The following is an 18,820-nucleotide window of genomic DNA, read 5'->3' as shown; positions in this document are numbered from 1 at the left end:
CATGCCTCAAGATGCCTTTTCACACGTCACGACATGGGTGTTCGACCTCGATAACACCCTCTACCCGCCGTCCGCGCGCCTGTTCGACCTGATCGAGGTGCGGATGACCGATTGGGTCATGCGCACCCTGCGCGTAGACCGCGCGGAAGCGGACCGGCTGCGCCTGAAATACTGGCAGGACCACGGCACCACATTGGCCGGGCTGATGCGCGAACACGGCGCTGATCCCGCGCCCTATCTCGATGATGTGCACAATATCTCGCTCGACAGCCTCGCACCGGATCCGGCACTGGCCGCGCGGATCGCCGATCTGCCCGGGCGGCGCATTGTCTATACCAACGGCAGCGCCCCCTACGCGGAGCGTGTGCTGGATGCCCGTGGCCTGTCGGGGCTGTTTGATGCGATCTATGGCGTGGAGCATGCGGATTTCCATCCCAAACCCGACCGCGCGGCTTTTGACCGCGTCTTCGCCCGCGACGGCCTTGCCCCCGACCGTGCCGCGATGTTCGAGGACGACGCGCGCAACCTCGCGGTGCCCCATGATCTGGGGATGCGCACCGTCCACGTCGCGCCCGAACGCGCGGACGCGCCGCATGTGCAATTCCATACCGATGACCTAGTTCTGTTTCTCGACAAGGTTTTGGGACGGACGGCATGACACAGAACTGCGATATCGTGATTTCCGGCGGCGGCATTGCCGGGCTGACAGCGGCAGCCGCTTTCGGCTCTGCGGGTTTCAAGGTGATCTGCGTCGACCCTGCCCCGCCGATCACCGATGGCGCGGCAGAAGGCGCGGATCTGCGATCCACCGCGATGCTGCAACCGGCGCGCGCGCTGCTGGAACGTGCGGGCCTGTGGGAAGCGCTCGCGCCACATGCGGCACCCTTGCAGATCATGCGGATCATCGACGCGGGCGGGGAAGAGCCTGAAGCGCGGGTGATCCGGGAATTCGACGCCGCGGATATATCCGAACAGCCCTTCGGCTGGAATTTTCCGAACTGGCTGCTGCGTCGCGAGATGGTCGCGCGGCTGGATTCGCTCGACACTGTCGATTTCCGACCCGGTGTCGGGACGAAATCGGTCTTCACCCGCACCACCGGCGCCAAGGTCACGCTGAGCGATGGCACCCGCGTCAGCGCACCGCTGGTGATCGCCGCGGACGGGCGGAATTCGCCGGTGCGTCAGGCGGCGGGCATTGCGGTCAAATCGCGGCGCTACGGGCAGAAAGCGGTTGTTTTCGCCGTTACCCACCCGATCCCGCACGAGAATGTGTCGACCGAAGTCCACCGCACCGGCGGGCCTTTTACGCTCGTTCCGCTGCCCGACCGCGACGGGCTGCCCTGTTCGGCGGTCGTCTGGATGGACGATGGCGCGCAGGCCGAGGCGCGGATGGAGCTGGATGTTCCCGCCTTCGAAGAGGCCGCATCCCGGCGGTCGTGTTTTCACTTCGGTCCGCTGACGCTGGTTTCGGCGCGCCAGATCTGGCCGATCATCACGCAACACGCCGAACGGATTGCGGGCGAACGCGTCGCGCTGATCGCCGAGGCCGCGCATGTCCTGCCGCCCATCGGGGCGCAGGGGCTGAACATGTCCCTGGCCGACATCGCCACGCTTCTGGATCTGGCCGAGGCACGGCGCGAAGGTTTGGGCGATGCCGATATGCTGGAGGCCTACCACCGGGCGCGCCACGGCGACATCACCCTGCGGGTGAACGGCATCGACCTTCTGAACCGCGCAAGCCAGGCCTCCGCGCCGGTGCTGCGCGATGCGCGGGCGGCGGGGCTGAACGCGCTCTATTCGGCGGCACCTGTGCGCCGGATGTTGATGCAGATGGGTCTTGGAACCCGCTAGTCGGTGCCTTCGGCCTCAAGCTGGGCGGCGCGTTTCTCGACCTGCTCGACGATGTGATCGACCATCTTGTCGTTGCTCATCTTGTGGCTTTGCGCACCGGCCAGATAGACCATCCCCGATCCCGCACCACCGCCGGTGAACCCGACGTCGGTCATCAGCGCCTCACCGGGGCCGTTCACGACGCAGCCGATGATGCTCAGGCTCATGGGCGTCTTGATATGTTCAAGCCGCTTTTCCAAAGCCTCGACCGTCTTGATCACGTCGAACCCCTGACGGGCGCAGGACGGGCAGGAAATGATGTTCACGCCGCGGTGGCGCAGCCCCAGCGATTTCAGGATCTCGTAGCCGACTTTCACTTCTTCCACCGGATCGGCGGAAAGGGAGACGCGGATCGTGTCACCGATGCCCATCCACAGAAGGTTGCCCAGACCGATAGCGCTTTTGATGGTGCCTGACGTCAGCCCACCGGCTTCGGTAATACCGAGGTGAATGGGCGCATCCGTCGCGTCGGCCAGCTGCTGGTAGGCGGCGGCGGCCATGAACACATCGGACGCCTTGCAGCTGATCTTGAACTCGTGGAAATCGTTGTCTTGCAAGATCTTGATGTGATCGAGACCGGATTCAACCATCGCGTCGGGGCACGGCTCTCCGTATTTTTCCAGCAGGTGACGTTCGAGGCTGCCGGCATTCACACCGATGCGGATCGAACAATTGTGGTCCCGTGCGGCCTGTATCACTTCCTTAACGCGGCGTTCATCGCCGATATTGCCGGGATTGATCCGCAGGCAGGCGGCACCTGCCTCGGCGGCCTCGATACCACGTTTGTAGTGAAAATGGATGTCGGCGACGATGGGTACGGGGCTCTCGCGCACGATCTCTTTCAGCGCTCTCGAACTGTCCTGATCGGGGACCGACACGCGCACGATGTCCGCGCCCGCATCTGCAGCGGCCTGTATCTGTGCGATGCTGCCCTTCACGTCCGTGGTCAGCGTGTTGGTCATCGTCTGCACGGTGATCGGAGAATCGCCCCCGACAGGGACGTTACCGACCATGATCTTGCGGGATTTGCGGCGGTCGATATTGCGCCACGGACGGATATGGTTGAGCGACATGTCACCCTCGCTTGACAGTGGGTTCACACCCTACCTAGTCGTGCGCGGCTCGGGCTGCAATGGGAAGCGGAAGGGCAGTAGAAAATGACGCGGCGGTGGCGCGTGTCAGTCCGCCGGTGCGACGGCAACGGATCCCGCGCGCAGTTCCGCGACCAGTGTTTCCAGCGCGCTATCCTGTCCGGGCTGGGCGGGTTCGTAAAGCTCGGCCAGTGCCTGCTGCTGGAGCGGCACGTTCGATGTGACAGCACCGCGACCGCCCGCAGGGCCGAAGACATCGCCGTTCATCACGAAATAAACCGCACCGCTCTGTCCGGTGCGCAGGACGGGCGGGTCTTCGAGGGCGGGCACATCGAATGTGTCGCCCTTCTGCATGACCTTTTCGAAGATGTTCGTGCCATCGGCAGCCGTGATGCGCACCCAGGTCTCGCCCGTGGCGACCACCTGAACCGCCGGTGCAGGTCCTTCGAGGACCTGTGGAACGCTCAGACCGCGGGGCTGTGCAGGCTGCTGGCCCAGCGCCTCGGCCAGGGCGCCGTCGATATCCGCGCCGACACCGGTATCTGCGCCGGAAGCCGCGAAATTGGTCGTGCCCGTGGGCGCGGCAATCCGCTGTGTGGCGTTGGGGGAGTTGAAGACGCCGACGGTCCGTGGATCGAGCGACGCGATTGGTGCATCCCGTGCCACCAGAACAGGCACATCCAGTGCCGCAGGACGGTACAGACGGTCCAGCGCCTCAACGCGCGGAGTATCGTCCAGAACGGCGGGGGCATTCACATCAGCGACCTGTGTAGAGGGGGCGGCCCCCTGAAGCGGGTCGAGATCGGACAGCACAACCGGCGTCTGGTCGACCGGAGCGACCTGAACGCGCTGCACTTCTTTCAGAACGGTCCAGCCGCCGAAACCGATGGCCCCGATCAGGGCCAGAAGCACGACCATGGAGCCGACCGCAGAGGGTTCGATCCGCGCAAGGAAACTATCGCCGCCCGGCGCGAAGGGCATCGCGGGGCGCGAGAAGATATCACTTTCGGGCTGGCGGCTCAGCCGCTCTTCGCGCGACGGTTTGCGCACGACAGAGGCTTCGGCGGACATCCCGTGGGCCACGCTGAAACCGCTTTCGGTGCAGAACGCCTGAAACGCCTTGTCGGGGTCCATGCCCAGATAGCGCGCATAGGACCGCACATAGCCGGCGATAAACCCGGGCGTGTCGAACGCATCGGGGTCGGCGTTTTCAATGGCAGCGATGTAGGAGGCTTTGATCCGCAGTTCACGTTGCACGTCCAAAAGCGACTTGCCCAAGGTGGCACGCTCGCCCCGCATCAGATCCCCGAGGCGCAACTCGAACGCGTCAAACCCTTGAGGCTCAACCGTTTCTTCCTCTGCGCCCTTGGAGGCCCAACGCCCGATCATGCGACTACCCTTAACCGTAAACTGCCTGTTCGCCCTTTTTGACGATCTTGTCCCCTCGATTCGTCACGGGCGGTTGTTAGGTCGAGGATAGCATAACGCAAATCCATAAGCGAGTTTACAAAGCTTTATCCGACCGCTTCGGCACGATTTAGCGCACAATGCGACCAAAGTTCATCCATCGCGCGCACCAGACCGTCGATTTCTTTCGGACCATGGACCGGCGACGGCGTGAAGCGCAGGCGCTCTGTCCCCCGTGGCACGGTGGGGAAGTTGATGGGCTGCACGTAGATGCCGTGCTCTTCCAGCAGCATGTCCGACAGCATCTTGGTGTGGACGGGGTTGCCGACCATCACCGGCACGATGTGGCTGCCGTGGTCGATGATCGGAAGGCCAAGCCCCTTGAGCCGCAGTTTCAGCTTCTTGGCCTGTTCCTGATGCTTTTCGCGCAGCTCCGGTGTCCGCTTGAGGTAGGCAACAGACGCCGCAGCCCCCGCCGCCACCGCTGGCGGCAGCGACGTGGTAAAGATGAAGCCCGGCGCGTAGGACCGGATCGCATCGCACATCTTCGCGCTGGCCGCGATATAGCCGCCCATCACGCCGTAAGCCTTCGCAAGCGTCCCGTTGATGATATCAAGCCGGTGCATCAGGCGGTCGCGTTCCGCCACCCCTGCCCCGCGCGGGCCGTACATGCCAACGGCATGAACCTCGTCGATATAGGTCAGCGCGCCGAATTCATCCGCCAGATCGCAGATTTCCTCGATCGGGCCAAAATCGCCGTCCATCGAATAGATCGATTCAAACGCGATGAGTTTCGGCGCATCGGCATCGTCCGCTTCCAGCAACTCGCGCAGATGCGCGACATCGTTGTGACGGAAAATCCGCTTGGCACCGCCGTTGCGGCGCACGCCTTCGATCATCGAGGCGTGGTTCAGCGCATCGGAATAGATGATGAGACCGGGAAAGAGTTTCGGCAGCGTCGAGAGCGTCGCGTCATTGGCGATATAGGCAGAGGTAAACAGAAGCGCTGCTTCCTTGCCGTGCAGATCGGCCAGCTCGTGCTCCAGACGTTTGTGGTACACGGTCGTGCCGGAGATGTTGCGCGTGCCACCCGACCCGGCGCCTGTCGCCTCGATCGCTTCGTGCATGGCCTCGCGCACGACATCGTGCTGGCCCATGCCCAGATAGTCGTTGCCGCACCAGACGGTGATATCCTGTTCGGATCCGTCGGGCCGGGTCCAGACCGCGTGGGGGAAATTGCCGTTGCGCCGTTCGATGTCGATGAACGTCCGGTAGCGGCCTTCGTCGTGCAGGCGCGCAATCGCCTGATCCAGGTGGTCGGTGTAGTTCATTGCGCGTCTCCGTCTTTATTCCCGTGCCATTGAGATCGACATCAAAGACGTCTTTGGCCCTCGCAGGCTAAGTATAGAACGATTCCAGCCGCATCAATGGCGGACTAACGCACCGATTGTCGCATCAAAAACATGCAGCGCGCCAGCGTGAAACGCCGCCACAAGCGCCTTGTACGGGCGCCTGAGCGCCACGCATAGGAATGGCAGTAGTACCGCGACGACCCGCGCGCAGGAGATTTCAGGCCACGGCCCCTTCTGAATAGGTATTATAAAACAGCGCCTTGAACCGGATCGCCCCACGCCAGCGCCGCGCTTTTTCCGGCAGCGTCGCTACATCTCTTCGCTCAAATTCACACTGCCTATTGCCAGCCTGCAACGGGCCGTCATCGTCGCCCTCCATTTGTCTTGTCGGGGCGGGCCACCGCCATTCTCGCTACGAATGCGCTTTTACGACAGCAAGGCAGGGCACGCCTCTGTCCGGGAATCATCCCGGCCGAAACGGTGCCACCCCCCGCCCACGCGCCTGCGAAGGCCGCTGCTGGCGAGAGGGGCGGGCGCACGCCTAGACACGCCAAGCGAGGGTGATAGGGTCGCGCCAAACACAGCCCGATCAAGGAGCCTTTTCATGTCTCTCGACGCCGTTCTTTCCCGCATCGACACCGACCTGCCCCACGCCACCGAACGCCTGCTCGACCTTCTGAGGATCAAGTCGATCTCGACCGACAGCGCATTCAAACAGGATTGCCAGGATGCTGCCGACTGGCTGATCCAGGACCTGCAAAGCATGGGCATCGACGCCGAAAAGCGCCCCACCCCCGGTCATCCGATGGTCGTGGGTCACGCGGGCCCGGCGGATGGAAAGCCGCATCTGCTGTTTTACGGCCACTACGATGTGCAGCCCGTCGATCCGCTGAACCTGTGGCACCGCGATCCCTTTGATCCGGCGGTCGAGGAGACTGACACCGGCAAGGTGATCCGCGGCCGCGGTGCTGCCGACGACAAGGGCCAGCTGATGACCTTCGTCGAGGCGCTGCGCGCCTGGAAAGAGGTGGAGGGCGAATTCCCCTGCCGGATCACGATCTTTTTCGAGGGCGAGGAGGAATCCGGCTCGCCCTCGCTGGTGCCCTTCATGGAGGAAAACGCCGAAGAGCTGCGTGCCGATTTCGCAATGATTTGCGACACCACGATGTTCCAGAGCCGCACGCCCGCGATCACCACGATGCTGCGCGGCCTTCTGGGGGAGGAGCTGACGATCAAGGCGGCGACGAAAGACCTGCATTCGGGCATGTTCGGCGGTGTGTCGATCAACCCCATCCGCGTGCTGTCGCGCATCATCGCGTCGCTGCACGACGACACGGGCCGGATCACGATCCCCGGCTTCTACGACGGCGTGCCGGAGCTGCCCGAGGAATTGCGCCAGCAGTGGCAGGGCCTTGCCTTCGATCACGCGGGATTTCTGGGCGAGGTCGGTCTCAGCCACCCTGCGGGTGAACAGGACCGCACCCCGCTCGAGATGATCTGGTCGCGCCCCACCTGCGAGGTCAACGGCATCGGCGGCGGCTATCAGGGCGAAGGGTTCAAGACCGTGCTGCCCGCCGAAGCCTCGGCCAAGATCTCTTTCCGGCTGGTGGGCGATCAGGACCCGCTGGCGATCCGCGAAAGCTTCCGCAAGATGGTCGAGGATATGCTGCCCCCGGATTGCGAAGCCGAGTGGAAGGCCCACGGGGCCAGCCGCGCCTCGGCAACCTCCATCGACGATCCCGCCTTTGCCGCGGCGCTTGGCGCGCTCAGCGATGAATGGCAGGTGCCCGCGGCCTATATCGGCTGCGGCGGGTCGATTCCGATCGCGGGGCATTTCGCGAAGATCCTCGATACCACGCCGATGTTGATCGGGTTCGGCCGCGACAGCGACCAGATCCATTCCCCGAACGAAAAATACGATATGGAAAGCTTCCACAAGGGGATGCGTTCTTGGGCGCGGATCCTCGACGCGGTATCGCGCTAGACGAACGGCGCGCCCCGTTTGCCGGGGCGCGCACGCAGGTTCAGACTTCCAGAACCGTCGATCCGGTCGTGGTGCGCGCTTCCAGCGCTTCGTGGGCGCGCGCCACGTCGCGGAAATCGAACCGCTGGCCGATGTTGATCTTCACCTCACCGGCCAGAACCTTCTCGGCCAGATGCTGCGCCATCGCCTGACAGGCCGCGTGGTCCGAAATATGGGTGAAGAGTGTCGGGCGCGTCAGCTTCAGCGACCCCTTCTTGCCGAGGATACCCAGATCGAAGGGCGGCACCGGACCCGAGGCATTGCCGAACGACATCAGCATCCCCAGCGGTTTGAGACAATCGAGAGAGCCTTCGAACGTGTCCTTGCCCACCGCGTCCATTACCACGTCAACGCCCTTGCCCCCGGTCAGGTCGCGCACCTGCGCCACCCAGTCGCCGCTGCGGTAGTTGATGCAATGCGCCGCCCCGTGGTCGAGCGCCAGTTGGCATTTTTCGTCCGTGCCCGCCGTCCCGATCAGCGTGATGCCTTCGGACCGCGCCCATTGGCAGGCCAGCAGCCCCACCCCACCGGCAGCGGCGTGGAACAGCACGGTATCGCCCGCCTTCAACGGCGTGGTCCGGTGGAACAGGTATTCCACCGTCATCCCCTTGAGCATCATCGCCGCGCCTTCGTCGAAGGAGATACCCTCGGGCAAGGGGCAGACCTGTGCGGCGGGCATCACCCGCGCCTGCGTATAGGCGCCGGGCGGCTGCGAGGCATAGGCCGCGCGGTCGCCGACCTTGAGATGTGTCACCCCCTCGCCGACCGCCTCGATCACGCCGGCGGCTTCCATGCCCATCGCGTGCGGCAGCTCCATCGGATAGAGGCCGGTGCGCTGGTAGACGTCGATAAAGTTCAACCCGATGGCGCGGTGCGCGATGCGGATCTCCCCCGCGCCCGGTTCGCCGACCTCGCGGTCCACAAGCTTGAATTGCTCGGGCCCGCCGTGGGCCTCGATGATTGCTGTAAGTGCCATGTCACTCCTCCTCTTTCGGGGGATCATGGGCTTAATCGGCGGGGGATGTCCAATGTTTCGTGGCGGGCCCCAGGGGTCAGAGAACCTTGTCCACCACAGCCTTCAGCCGCGCGACCGTGGCGTCCACATCGTACAGCTTGTCGAGACCAAAAAGCCCCAGCCGGAATGTGCTGAAACCCTCGGGCTCGCCCACCTGAAGCGGCACGCCCGCGGCGATCTGCATGCCGTGTGCCATGAAGGCCTTGCCGCTCTTGACCTCGGGATCATCGGTATAGCAGACCACCACGCCCGGCGCGCCGTAACCATCTGCGGCAACGGATTTCACGCCCTTGGCCGCCATCATGTCCCGTACCGCCTCGCCCAGACGCCACTGCGCTTCCTTCAGGCGGTCAAAGCCGTAGGTCTTCGTCTCGATCATGGTGTCGCGGAACACACGCAGCGCATCCGTGGGCATTGTCGCGTGATAGGCGTGCCCACCGTCCAGATAGGCCTGCATGATCGCGTGCCATTTCGCCAGATCGATCGCGAAACTGTCCGATTTTGTCTCGCCCAGACGGGCAACGGCGCGGTCGCTCATCACCACCAGACCGGCGCAGGGTTGCGCGCTCCACCCCTTCTGGGGCGCGGAGATCAGCACATCGACCCCCAGCTTGCGCATGTTCACCCACGCGCAGCCCGACGCGATACAATCCAGCACCATCAGCGCGCCGACATCATGCGCGGCCTGGGCGATGCGGGTGATGTAGTCGTCCGGCAGGATCACACCCGCCGATGTTTCGACATGGGGGGCGAACACCACTGCGGGCCGCTGATCGGCAATGGCGGCAACGACATCCTCGATCGGGGCGGGCGCGAAGGGGGCGGGCGCCGCATTGCCCTGCGGACGCGCCTTGATCACGGTGGTATTGGCCGTCAGGCCACCGGTCTCGATGATCTGGCTCCAGCGGTAGGAGAACCAGCCATTGCGCACCACCAGAACATCGCGGTCGCGGGCGAACTGGCGCGCCACGGCTTCCATCCCGTAGGTCCCGCCGCCGGGCACGATGGCCACCGCATCGGCGGCATAGACCTCGCACAGCATGGCGTTGATATCGCGCATGACCTGCTGAAAGGCAGCACTCATGGAATTGAGCGAGCGGTCGGTGAACACCACCGAAAATTCTTCGAGCCCCTGCGGGTCCACGGTATCGAGCAATGACATGTCGGTTTCCTCTGGTTCGGTTATCGCTGCTGCAGCCAGCCGTCCGCCCGCGCAAATCCCTTCGCGCAAGCGCCGTCACCGCTCCACTGTAGCGCGAAAGACTCACAGATTGGCGAATTATTCGCGGGCAGGTGACGCGAGGCCGATCTTGCATCAAATTGTAAATAATAATCCAGAGCGAGACGCAAAAGCGTCCGTCACACGAGCAGTTCGAGGACAGCAGGCACATGCCAGACACCACGATTTTGCTGAATGGTTTCAGCATTATCGGCGATCCGCAGACGAATACGAACGCCAGCGCGGGCGGCAACCTGTTTGTCCACGGTGGTACAGCTGTGTTTGACGGCAACGCGATCGTGGTAATCGAAGCCACCAATACAACGGCGAGCGGCGGGCTTTCCGAGGATTCCGTCATCACCGGCATCACCGTCTACGCCAATGCGACCGATTATTATTACGAGACGCCCCAATATACCTATTCGGGCAGCGCCGGGCTCGGCTCCGGACGCAACACCCAAGGTGACCGTTATCTGCAGTTCGACGCGGGCACGTTGACCTCCAACGACGCGGGCGCCCCGGTGCTGGGCGAATTGGCCATGGTGGCGGGCGTCGATATCCTTTCCGCGCTCGACGGCGTCAACGGCCCCTACAGGGTGCCCACGAACGAGGATATCGACCTTGACGGGGATGGTGTGATCTCTCCCGAAGAGGTCGCCGATGGCGTCTTCGACTCCAAGCTCAACGAACTTCTCGCGATCTGTTTTGCCAAGGGCACGCTGATCGAAACGCCGCGCGGACCGCGCTATATCGAAAGCCTTGCGATCGGGGATGCGGTGAACACCCTCGACGCAGGCCCGCAGGAGATCCGCTGGATCGGCAGCCGCAAGATCGCCGGCACAGGCGCCAACGCGCCCGTTCACATCGCTGCGGGTGCGCTTGGCAATATCCGCCCGCTGGTCGTGTCGCAAAATCACCGGATGCTGGTGACCGGGCCGAAGGCCGAGTTGCTGTTCGGCCAGCGCGAGGTGCTGGTGGCGGCGAAACATCTGGTCGACGACCACAAGATCCGCATCGTTCCCTGCGCTGCGGTCGAATATTTCCATTTCCTGTGCGATGCGCATCAGATCGTCTTTGCCGAAGGCTGTCCGGCGGAAAGCCTGTTCCCCGGCAAGGAAGCCCTGAACGCGGTCGATCCAGCCGCGCGCAAAGAGATCACGCAGCTTTTTCCCGATCTCCAGCGGCGTGAAACCACGCTGAGCCTGTCGCGCTATACCCTGTCGCGCAGGGAGGCGGCGGCGCTCACGGAGGTGGCCTGATCTACCTCACAGCGGCCCCGGTCTGCGCTCCTCGCTCAGCAGGACGTTGGCTTCGACCTGCCCTGCCCCCGGCAACGTCATGATCCGGCGGCGCAGGATGCGCTCGAAATCGGGGATGTCACGGGCCACCACTCGCAAGCGGTAATCGTAGAGCCCCAGCACATGCTCCACCGTCTGCACCTCGGGGATCGCGCTGACCGCGCGCTCGAAATCCTCAAGGCTCGCACGCCCTTTCGCGGCCAGTTTGACCCCCAGAAAAACGGTCACGCCAAATCCCAGCTTTTCCGCATCGAGCCGCAGCCGGCGCCCTTTCAGCACACCCGCCTCCTCCAGCCGCCGGATCCGGCGCCAGGTGGCGGGCTGGCTCAGACCCAGTCGCCGCCCCAGCGCCCCCGCACTTTGCCCCGCATCGCGCGCCAGTGCGCGCAACAGCTTGCGGTCGGTATCATCCAGCGCAATCACAGCGGCAGGCCCTCCGCATCCTTGATCCGCGCCACATGCATCAGCGCCTCGATATCCGCGATATGCGGCAGCGTCAGAATCGCGCTGCGATAGATCTGCTGGTAGTGCCCCATGTCGCGCGCGATGATCGACAGGCGCACATCGACGCGGCCCAGAAAGGTCTGGATCTCGATCACCTCGGGCACGTCCCGCGCGGCGGCGAGAAAGGCGTCAAAGGCGTTGGCCTGCGTCTTGTCGAGCGTGATACGCAACGACACCTCGACCGAATAGCCCAGCGCAGCCCAGTCCAGCGTGGCACCGACGCCTTGCAGAATGCCCTCCTCCTGCATGCGCGCGATGCGCCGCGCCACGCGCCCGATGGTCAGCCCGGCACGGTCGGCCAGCTCCGTCTGGGTCAGCGACGGATCGGCCTGCCAGATGCGCAGAATGCGCCTGTCATCATCATCGAGCATGATTTTTCCATGAGCCTGAAATTACACGAATAGATCTATCTCTTTTCGACCGAAATACTCAAGAGCAGTGCTTTATTCTACGGGGTCTTTCCCCCATGGTGCGCCGGAACCCAAACCAAAGACAGGAGCGCCCGACATGCGCGTTTATTACGACCGTGACTGCGATGTGAACCTCATCAAGGACAAGAAAGTGGCCATTCTCGGCTACGGCAGCCAGGGCCACGCCCACGCCCTGAACCTGCGCGACAGCGGTGCCAAGAACCTTGTCGTCGCCCTGCGCGACGGGTCGTCCTCCAAGGCGAAGGCCGAGGGCGAGGGCCTGAAGGTCATGGAAATCGCGGAAGCCGCCGCATGGGCCGACCTCATCATGTTCACCATGCCCGACGAGCTGCAGGCCGAAACCTACAAGAAATACGTGCACGACAACATCCGCGAAGGCGCTGCCATCGCATTCGCCCACGGCCTGAACGTGCATTTCGGCCTGATCGAGCCTAAGCCCGGCGTCGACGTCATCATGATGGCACCGAAGGGCCCCGGCCACACGGTTCGCGGCGAATACACCAAGGGCGGCGGCGTGCCCTGCCTCGTGGCTGTCGACAACGACGCTTCGGGCAAGGCGCTGGAAATCGGCCTCAGCTACTGCTCGGCCATCGGTGGCGGCCGGTCGGGCATCATCGAAACCAACTTCCGCGAGGAATGCGAAACCGACCTCTTCGGTGAGCAGGCGGTTCTCTGCGGCGGTCTGGTCGAACTGATCCGCATGGGCTTCGAGACACTGGTCGAGGCGGGCTATGCCCCCGAGATGGCCTATTTCGAATGTCTGCACGAGGTGAAGCTGATCGTGGATCTGATCTACGAAGGCGGCATCGCGAACATGAACTACTCGATCTCGAACACCGCCGAATATGGCGAGTATGTCTCGGGCCCGCGCATCCTGCCCTACGACGAGACCAAGGCGAAGATGAAAGCGGTCCTGACAGATATCCAGAACGGCAAGTTCGTGCGCGACTTCATGCAGGAAAACGCCGTCGGCCAGCCGTCATTCAAGGCGACCCGCCGGATCAACGACGAGCACCAGATCGAAAAGGTCGGTGAAAAGCTGCGCGAGATGATGCCCTGGATCTCCGCCGGCAAGATGGTCGACAAGACCAAGAACTAAGGGCGCTATTGCCCTGTGCGGGCCGCGCGACAATCGCGCGGCCCGTTACCCCTACGCCAAAGGCCCGCAGGTATCTGCGGCTCTTTTTCATTCGGTCCATCCGCGGTGCACTCAGACGTCGGCGGGTTTTGCGTGGCTGTCCTTGTCCTCGGCCAGCGTCGACTTGCGGGCCGAAGAGTCGTTCATACGGTTCTCGACCTTCTGCTTGCTGATATAGGCGAAAACGACCGCCCCGATCATGGTGACGAAGGCGAGTGCTACAGTCAAAGTTGTCCAGTCCATTGGTCATCTCCTGTCTGATTCTGAAAATTCTCAAAGTCTTGCAGTCGAAACGCCCGTGCCGCCCGCGATGTTCCCTCCGAGATTGTCGCACCCCCTTGTGGGTCACGCGGCCCTGAGGCTAATTGGCGCGATGACCGATACCCCCTCGATAACCCCGGCAAGCTGGCTGATGGTCGCCGTTCTCGGCCTGACATGGGGCGGGACGTTTCTGGTCACGGAAATCGCCCTGACCGAAATGCCCCCCTTCTGGATCGCCGCCGCGCGCGTGGGTTTTGGCGCGGCCCTGATGGCGGTTGTCTGGACCGCGATGGGCTACCCGCTCTTCACCGAACGGCCCGACCGCGGCTCGCTGGTGACGCTTGCCATCATCGGCCTGCTCAGCTCCGCCTTGCCCTTCGCGCTGCTGGCGTGGGGGCAGCAATATGTCACATCGGGCTTCGCGGGCGTGTCCATGGCGGCGATTGCCCTGATCGTGCTGCCGCTTGCCCATTTCACGCTGCCGGGCGAGCGCATGACCCTGCGCAAGCTGGTGGGGTTCCTCGTGGGGTTCGCCGGCGTTGTCATCCTGATCGGTGTACAGGCCTTCGACAGCACCGGCGCGGCCTTCGAGGGGCTGGGCCGCATCGCCTGTGTCGGGGCAGCCTCATGCTATGCGGTAGGCTCGATCCTGCTGCGCAGACTGCCCGCCGCGCATCCTATCGGCCTTGCGTCGGTGCTGTTGCTGGTCGGCGCCTGCTATTCGATCCCGCTGGCGCTGATCGTCGAAGGACCGCCCCCGCTGCCCTCGACGGAAATCCTTGTCGTGCTTGTCTTTCTCGGCCTTGTACCGACGGCGGGGGCAAATTTCCTGCGGGTGCTGGTGGTGCGCGGCGCGGGGCCGGTGTTCATGTCGCTGGTCAACTATCAGGTGCCGCTGTGGTCGGTCCTGCTCGGCGCGCTGATCCTCGGAGAGCCCCTGCCCTCTGCCCTGCTGCTGGCCATGGCGCTGATCCTCGCAGGGGTGGCGATCAGCCAGATCCGCGCGCTGCTCGGTCTCTTCACACGCTGAGCGTTCTTCCTCGGAAACGCGCGGGCGACAGGGTGCTGCCTGAAGCATGTCGTGCAGGGCCTTCGGCCCTGCACCTCGGGATCAATCCGTGACCGCCTGTTCGACTGCGGCCACAACGCTTTGCACTGACCGCGACATCAGGGCCGCGTCCTCGTGCTCGGCCATGACCCGTACCAGCGGTTCGGTGCCGGATTTGCGGATCAGCAGACGGCCCTTATCGGCCAGATCGGCCTCGGCCTGTGCGATCGCGGCTTTGACGTCCGCATCTTCCAGCGGCGTCTGACCCGCCGAGAACCGCACGTTTTCCAGCAGTTGCGGCACAGGCTCGAACTGGTGCAGCAGCGCCGACGCGGGTTTGTCCGACCGGATCATCTCGGCCAGAAACTGCAGTCCCGCCATCAGACCGTCGCCGGTGGTGGCGTAATCGGTCATCACGATATGGCCCGACTGCTCACCGCCGAGGTTATAGCCGCCCTCGCGCATCCGCTCGACCACGTAGCGGTCGCCGACACCGGTGCGCTCCAGCCGCACACCACGGGCTTGCAGGAAATGCTCCAGCCCCAGATTGCTCATCACTGTCGCCACAAGCGCATCGCCGCGCAGACGCCCCTCGGCCTTCCAGCGCGCGGCCATCAGCGCCATGAACTGGTCGCCGTCGCCGATGTTGCCGTTTTCGTCCAGCAGGATCACCCGGTCCGCATCCCCGTCGAGACAGATGCCAACATCCGCCCCGTGCGCCACGACAGTCTCGGCTGCCGATTGCGGATGTGTCGATCCGCAGTTGTCGTTGATGTTATGGCCGTTCGGGCTGACGCCCACTGGGATCACGGTGGCACCCAGTTCCCACAGCGCCATCGGTGCGACGTGGTGCGCCGCCCCGTTGGCGCAATCAATCACCACTTTCAGACCGTCCAGCCGCATCTGGCGCGGAAAACTCGACTTCACCCGCTCGATATACCGAAAGCGGCTGTCGTCGATCCGCTTGGCCCGCCCGATCTCGGCGGCCGATGTCGGCTCGACGCCGGACGCCACCAGCGCCTCGATCTCCGCCTCGACCCGATCCGACAGCTTGAAGCCGTCGGGGCCGAAGAACTTGATCCCGTTGTCCTGCGCGGGATTGTGGCTGGCCGAGATCATCACCCCCAGATCGGCCCGCATCGACCGCGTCAGCAGCCCCACCGCCGGTGTCGGCACAGGCCCCAGCAACAGCACGTTCATCCCCGTAGAGGTCAGGCCCGCCGTCAGCGCGTTCTCGAACATGTATCCCGACAGGCGCGTGTCCTTGCCGATCACCACCCTGTGGACCGAAGATTCGCCCTCGCGCCGGAAATAGCGGCCCACGGCAGCGCCGATGCGCAGCGCCATTTCCGCCGTCATGGGAGAGGTATTGGCCGTGCCGCGCACGCCGTCCGTACCGAAAAGTTTAGTCATCTGTGTATCCTGCCACGCTGGCGCGCCAGAGAGCAATGGCCTGCGCCGTTTCAGCCACGTCATGAACCCTTACGATCTGCACCCCTTGCGCGACCGCCGCAAGAGCCACCGCGATGGATCCCGGTGCCCGTGCGGGGGGGTCCGCCGCGCCGCCGATCGTGCCGATGAACCGCTTGCGCGACGCGCCCAGCAAAACCGGCACGCCAAGCCCGTGAAACAGGCCGATGCGCCCCAGAAGCGCAAGGTTGTGTGCCTGCGTCTTGCCAAAGCCGATGCCGGGATCGGCAATGATTTGCGCCCGCGCGATCCCCGCTGCCTCCAGCGCCGCAATGCGGTCGGCGAGGTAGTCATAAACGTCCAGAAGCACGTTGTCGTAATGCGGATCGTTCTGCATGGTGGCGGGATCGCCCTGCGCATGCATCACGCAGACGGGCACCTGGGCGGCCTGTGCCACCGCCGCAAGGTCGGGATCGTAGGTAAAGCCGGACACGTCGTTGATCATGTCCGCGCCAGCCGCAAGGGCGGCGCGCGCCACCGCAGCCTTGCGCGTGTCGACAGAGATCGTGCCGCCAAAGCCCGCCGCGCGCAGTCCCTCGATCACCGGTGCCGTGCGGGCGATTTCATCCGCCACCGGAACCGTGACCGCGCCGGGGCGGGTCGATTCGCCGCCGATGTCCAGAATATCGGCCCCCGCCGCGGCCATCGCCAGCCCGCCCGCAATCGCATCCGCCGCCACCGCGTGCTGCCCCCCGTCCGAGAAGCTGTCCGGCGTGCAATTCACGATGCCCATGATGCGCGGGCGCGCTCCGGCGGCCACGCCCGAGCGCGCGGACACCAACGCCTCGCGCGCGGCCTCGGGAAGGCCGTGCGCGGGGATGACCGCAGAGGTGCCGTCGCGACCGATCTCTTCGACATCGCGAAACCACGCCCACCCGCCTGCCAGCGGCAGCGCGTCCAGCGAACGGGTCGGGCCGACGGCGGTCAGCGGTCTGAAATAACGCCGGTTCATGTCAAAGCGTCTCTTGCGCGGTATCCATCGCGCGCAGCGGAACCGAGCTTTCCGCGGGAAGCTCCGCGCCGATGACCAGCATTTCGCGGGCCTCGAACCCGGCCGCAAACCACGCGGCCAGCGCCACCGCATCGCGCGGCTGCGCAGAAGGTGCCTCAACACTGTCGAGAACGATCTTCGAAGGCGCCCAGACGCAGGTCTGCCCGTTTTTCATCGCCCAGTCGAGTTCGGTACGTGTCGCCACCACCACGCAACGCGGATCCCGCGAGGCCAGCACCCAGGCGTTCTGCTCGATCGCCAGAAGGTCGATCCGCCGCTGCGCCATCCGGTGCGGCACCTGCGGGGCGGGCACATCGGCCGCGCCCACGCACAGGATCAGCGGGCTGCCCGTCGCGTGCAACTGGTCGAGCCACCCCTTGAGATGCGGCGAGGCAATCGCGGCATTGCTGAGATAGACAAGCTCGGGGCGCAGCGTGGTGTCCGCGGCGGCTTCGGCGGGTGGGGCATCGGCGCGGGCGCGCACGATCTCGACCCCCAGCGCACCGGGGCCGCGGTCCAGCTTCTCGATACGCACGAAAACGCGCATCGCCTGCGGCTCCAGCAATATCCGCTCGGCCACGCGGGCGGCCAGCGTTTCAAGAAGCGCAAGCCGCTCCACGGCAAGTTCGGCTGCAATCGCCTCGGTCACGCGGTCATAGGACAGGATGCGGTCCACATCGTCGTCCAGCGGCGCCGTCACGGGGGCGACTTCGACCACGATGTTGAAACACACCCGCTGGGTGACACCGCGTTCCGCCTGAAAGGCACCGATCTCGACCTCGACGATGTGGTCGCGCACCGAGATCCGGTCGAGCGGGCCATCAGGAGCGGTCGCGGCGGCCCGCTCCGAGGGGTGCGCAAAGGCAAGGCGGGTTTCGGACGACATGGTATTCCTCGCGGGGTTGGGCCAACGCGGCCCTTCTAGCGCGCCCCGCGTACCACCAAGGGCCGCAATGCGCCATGCCCGGGTCCGAAAGCGTCAGTTGCTCGCGGTTTGTACGTTGCGGCGGTAGAACAGATGCACGCCGACACGGGCCGTCTGGGTGAACTTCCGCGCCCAGCTGGGCCGCACGGCGGTCGTGTGATAGAAGGTCGCGCCATCGGTAATATCGGGGATCACACCATCGATCACGGCCCGCGCAACCTTGGCCACGCGGGTATAGGCGCGCGGCTCGGCGATGACTTCAGGCACACCGTCGCAGGTATAGGTGAACTGGCACTGGTACTTGCGGCCCGTCCCCTGATTGATCACATCGCAGTAGGTTCCCGGAAAGCGGGGCGATTCAACGCGGTTGCGGATCACTTCCGCCACGGCGAACTGACCTTTGACAGTCTCTCCGCGCGCCTCGAAATAGAGCGCCTCGGCGAGGCATTCGAATTCCGAATTGCCGGTGGGCTTGGGCTGTTGCGACAGCCACTCGCGGCTGAAAACCACATTCGTGGCTTGCTGGCCCGCCTGTCCGGACACCAGATCGCCGAGGCGTTCGGGCGCGATCCCGTTCAGATTGACTTTTTCGATGCGCAGCAGATTCTCCGCATCGGGATTGGCGGTGACAGCGGTTGGCAGCCCGCTCGTCACAAGGACCGCCGACAGCGCAATCGCAGCGACGGATTTGTATCCAGACAGCATGTCTTTCCCCAGATGATCATTCAAACTGGGGTTCGCCTAGCCAAATTGGTTC

At 64.3% G+C, this 18,820-nt stretch carries 18 protein-coding genes; 6 read left to right on the top strand and 12 right to left on the bottom strand.

What is annotated here, in order from left to right; translation table 11 throughout:
- Position 1: 1 nt before the first annotated feature.
- Both ABMC89_RS01195 and ABMC89_RS01190 read left to right on the top strand, forming a co-directional pair.
- A complete protein-coding gene (locus ABMC89_RS01195) occupies positions 2–658 on the top strand; it encodes a pyrimidine 5'-nucleotidase (RefSeq protein WP_349564353.1) in 657 nt (218 codons plus the stop codon).
- The gene (locus ABMC89_RS01190; RefSeq protein ID WP_349564351.1) at positions 655–1,851 is read left to right on the top strand and encodes a UbiH/UbiF family hydroxylase; all 1,197 of its coding nucleotides are present in this window, start codon (positions 655–657) and stop codon (positions 1,849–1,851) included. Before ABMC89_RS01195 ends, ABMC89_RS01190 begins: the two co-directional genes overlap by 4 nt.
- Here ABMC89_RS01190 and ispG read toward each other — a convergent pair.
- The 3 genes from ispG to hemA all read right to left on the bottom strand — a co-directional run bounded on the left by ispG (position 1,848) and on the right by hemA (position 5,719).
- Complete coding sequence (gene ispG, locus ABMC89_RS01185; protein ID WP_349568490.1) at positions 1,848–2,963, bottom strand: flavodoxin-dependent (E)-4-hydroxy-3-methylbut-2-enyl-diphosphate synthase; 1,116 nt, start codon at positions 2,961–2,963, stop codon at positions 1,848–1,850. The genes ABMC89_RS01190 and ispG overlap by 4 nt on opposite strands.
- Before the next feature lie 105 nt (positions 2,964–3,068).
- On the bottom strand, positions 3,069–4,370 hold the full coding sequence (locus ABMC89_RS01180) for a helix-turn-helix domain-containing protein (protein WP_349564349.1): 1,302 nt from the start codon (positions 4,368–4,370) through the stop codon (positions 3,069–3,071).
- A 125-nt stretch (positions 4,371–4,495) separates the two neighbouring features.
- Positions 4,496–5,719 carry a 5-aminolevulinate synthase gene (gene hemA / locus ABMC89_RS01175; protein WP_349564347.1) on the bottom strand — a complete coding sequence of 408 codons (1,224 nt, stop codon included), beginning with the start codon at positions 5,717–5,719 and terminating at the stop codon, positions 4,496–4,498.
- A gap of 625 nt (positions 5,720–6,344) precedes the next feature.
- Here hemA and ABMC89_RS01170 point away from each other — a divergent pair.
- Entirely contained in the window at positions 6,345–7,724 is a 1,380-nt protein-coding gene (locus ABMC89_RS01170; protein ID WP_349564345.1) for a M20/M25/M40 family metallo-hydrolase, read from the top strand.
- 40 nt (positions 7,725–7,764) lie between these two features.
- On the opposite strand, the gene ABMC89_RS01165 is transcribed toward ABMC89_RS01170, so the two are convergent.
- Positions 7,765–8,739 (bottom strand): quinone oxidoreductase family protein, encoded by a 975-nt coding sequence (locus ABMC89_RS01165; protein ID WP_349564343.1) that lies wholly within the window; start codon positions 8,737–8,739, stop codon positions 7,765–7,767.
- A gap of 76 nt (positions 8,740–8,815) precedes the next feature.
- Complete coding sequence (locus ABMC89_RS01160) at positions 8,816–9,940, bottom strand: aminotransferase class V-fold PLP-dependent enzyme (protein ID WP_349564341.1); 1,125 nt, start codon at positions 9,938–9,940, stop codon at positions 8,816–8,818.
- A gap of 227 nt (positions 9,941–10,167) precedes the next feature.
- Between ABMC89_RS01160 and ABMC89_RS01155 the strand changes: the two genes are divergently transcribed.
- Positions 10,168–11,256, top strand: a complete 1,089-nt coding sequence (locus ABMC89_RS01155) for a Hint domain-containing protein (RefSeq protein WP_349564339.1) — start codon at positions 10,168–10,170, stop codon at positions 11,254–11,256.
- A gap of 6 nt (positions 11,257–11,262) precedes the next feature.
- On the opposite strand, the gene ABMC89_RS01150 is transcribed toward ABMC89_RS01155, so the two are convergent.
- Together ABMC89_RS01150 and ABMC89_RS01145 are read right to left on the bottom strand one after the other, a co-directional pair.
- Positions 11,263–11,718 carry an Lrp/AsnC family transcriptional regulator gene (locus ABMC89_RS01150; protein ID WP_349564337.1) on the bottom strand — a complete coding sequence of 152 codons (456 nt, stop codon included), beginning with the start codon at positions 11,716–11,718 and terminating at the stop codon, positions 11,263–11,265.
- Positions 11,715–12,170: an Lrp/AsnC family transcriptional regulator gene (locus ABMC89_RS01145; protein WP_349564335.1), complete on the bottom strand. Its 456-nt coding sequence runs from the start codon at positions 12,168–12,170 to the stop codon at positions 11,715–11,717. The genes ABMC89_RS01150 and ABMC89_RS01145 overlap by 4 nt, the downstream gene beginning before the upstream one ends.
- Positions 12,171–12,306: 136 nt before the next feature.
- Here ABMC89_RS01145 and ilvC point away from each other — a divergent pair, with 136 nt between their 5' ends.
- The gene (gene ilvC / locus ABMC89_RS01140; protein WP_349564333.1) at positions 12,307–13,329 is read left to right on the top strand and encodes a ketol-acid reductoisomerase; all 1,023 of its coding nucleotides are present in this window, start codon (positions 12,307–12,309) and stop codon (positions 13,327–13,329) included.
- A 111-nt stretch (positions 13,330–13,440) separates the two neighbouring features.
- Here ilvC and ABMC89_RS01135 read toward each other — a convergent pair whose 3' ends face one another.
- Positions 13,441–13,611, bottom strand: coding sequence for a hypothetical protein (locus ABMC89_RS01135; protein WP_349564331.1), 171 nt, complete (start codon positions 13,609–13,611; stop codon positions 13,441–13,443).
- A gap of 130 nt (positions 13,612–13,741) precedes the next feature.
- Between ABMC89_RS01135 and ABMC89_RS01130 the strand changes: the two genes are divergently transcribed.
- Entirely contained in the window at positions 13,742–14,659 is a 918-nt protein-coding gene (locus tag ABMC89_RS01130) for a DMT family transporter (RefSeq protein WP_349564329.1), read from the top strand.
- Positions 14,660–14,740: 81 nt separating this feature from the next.
- Here ABMC89_RS01130 and glmM read toward each other — a convergent pair whose 3' ends face one another.
- The 4 genes from glmM to ABMC89_RS01110 form a co-directional block, all read right to left on the bottom strand.
- Entirely contained in the window at positions 14,741–16,090 is a 1,350-nt protein-coding gene (glmM, locus tag ABMC89_RS01125; RefSeq protein ID WP_349564327.1) for a phosphoglucosamine mutase, read from the bottom strand.
- The gene (gene folP / locus ABMC89_RS01120; RefSeq protein ID WP_349564325.1) at positions 16,083–17,099 is read right to left on the bottom strand and encodes a dihydropteroate synthase; all 1,017 of its coding nucleotides are present in this window, start codon (positions 17,097–17,099) and stop codon (positions 16,083–16,085) included. The genes glmM and folP overlap by 8 nt, the downstream gene beginning before the upstream one ends.
- Before the next feature lies 1 nt (position 17,100).
- The gene (locus ABMC89_RS01115) at positions 17,101–18,024 is read right to left on the bottom strand and encodes a dihydroneopterin aldolase (protein ID WP_349564323.1); all 924 of its coding nucleotides are present in this window, start codon (positions 18,022–18,024) and stop codon (positions 17,101–17,103) included.
- A gap of 93 nt (positions 18,025–18,117) precedes the next feature.
- Positions 18,118–18,768, bottom strand: a complete 651-nt coding sequence (locus tag ABMC89_RS01110) for a cell wall hydrolase (RefSeq protein ID WP_349564321.1) — start codon at positions 18,766–18,768, stop codon at positions 18,118–18,120.
- Positions 18,769–18,820: the final 52 nt, after the last annotated feature.

The organism is Sulfitobacter sp. HNIBRBA3233 (assembly GCF_040149665.1).
Lineage (GTDB): Bacteria > Pseudomonadota > Alphaproteobacteria > Rhodobacterales > Rhodobacteraceae > Sulfitobacter > Sulfitobacter marinivivus.
This window is presented reverse-complemented; position numbering and strand designations above follow the sequence as displayed.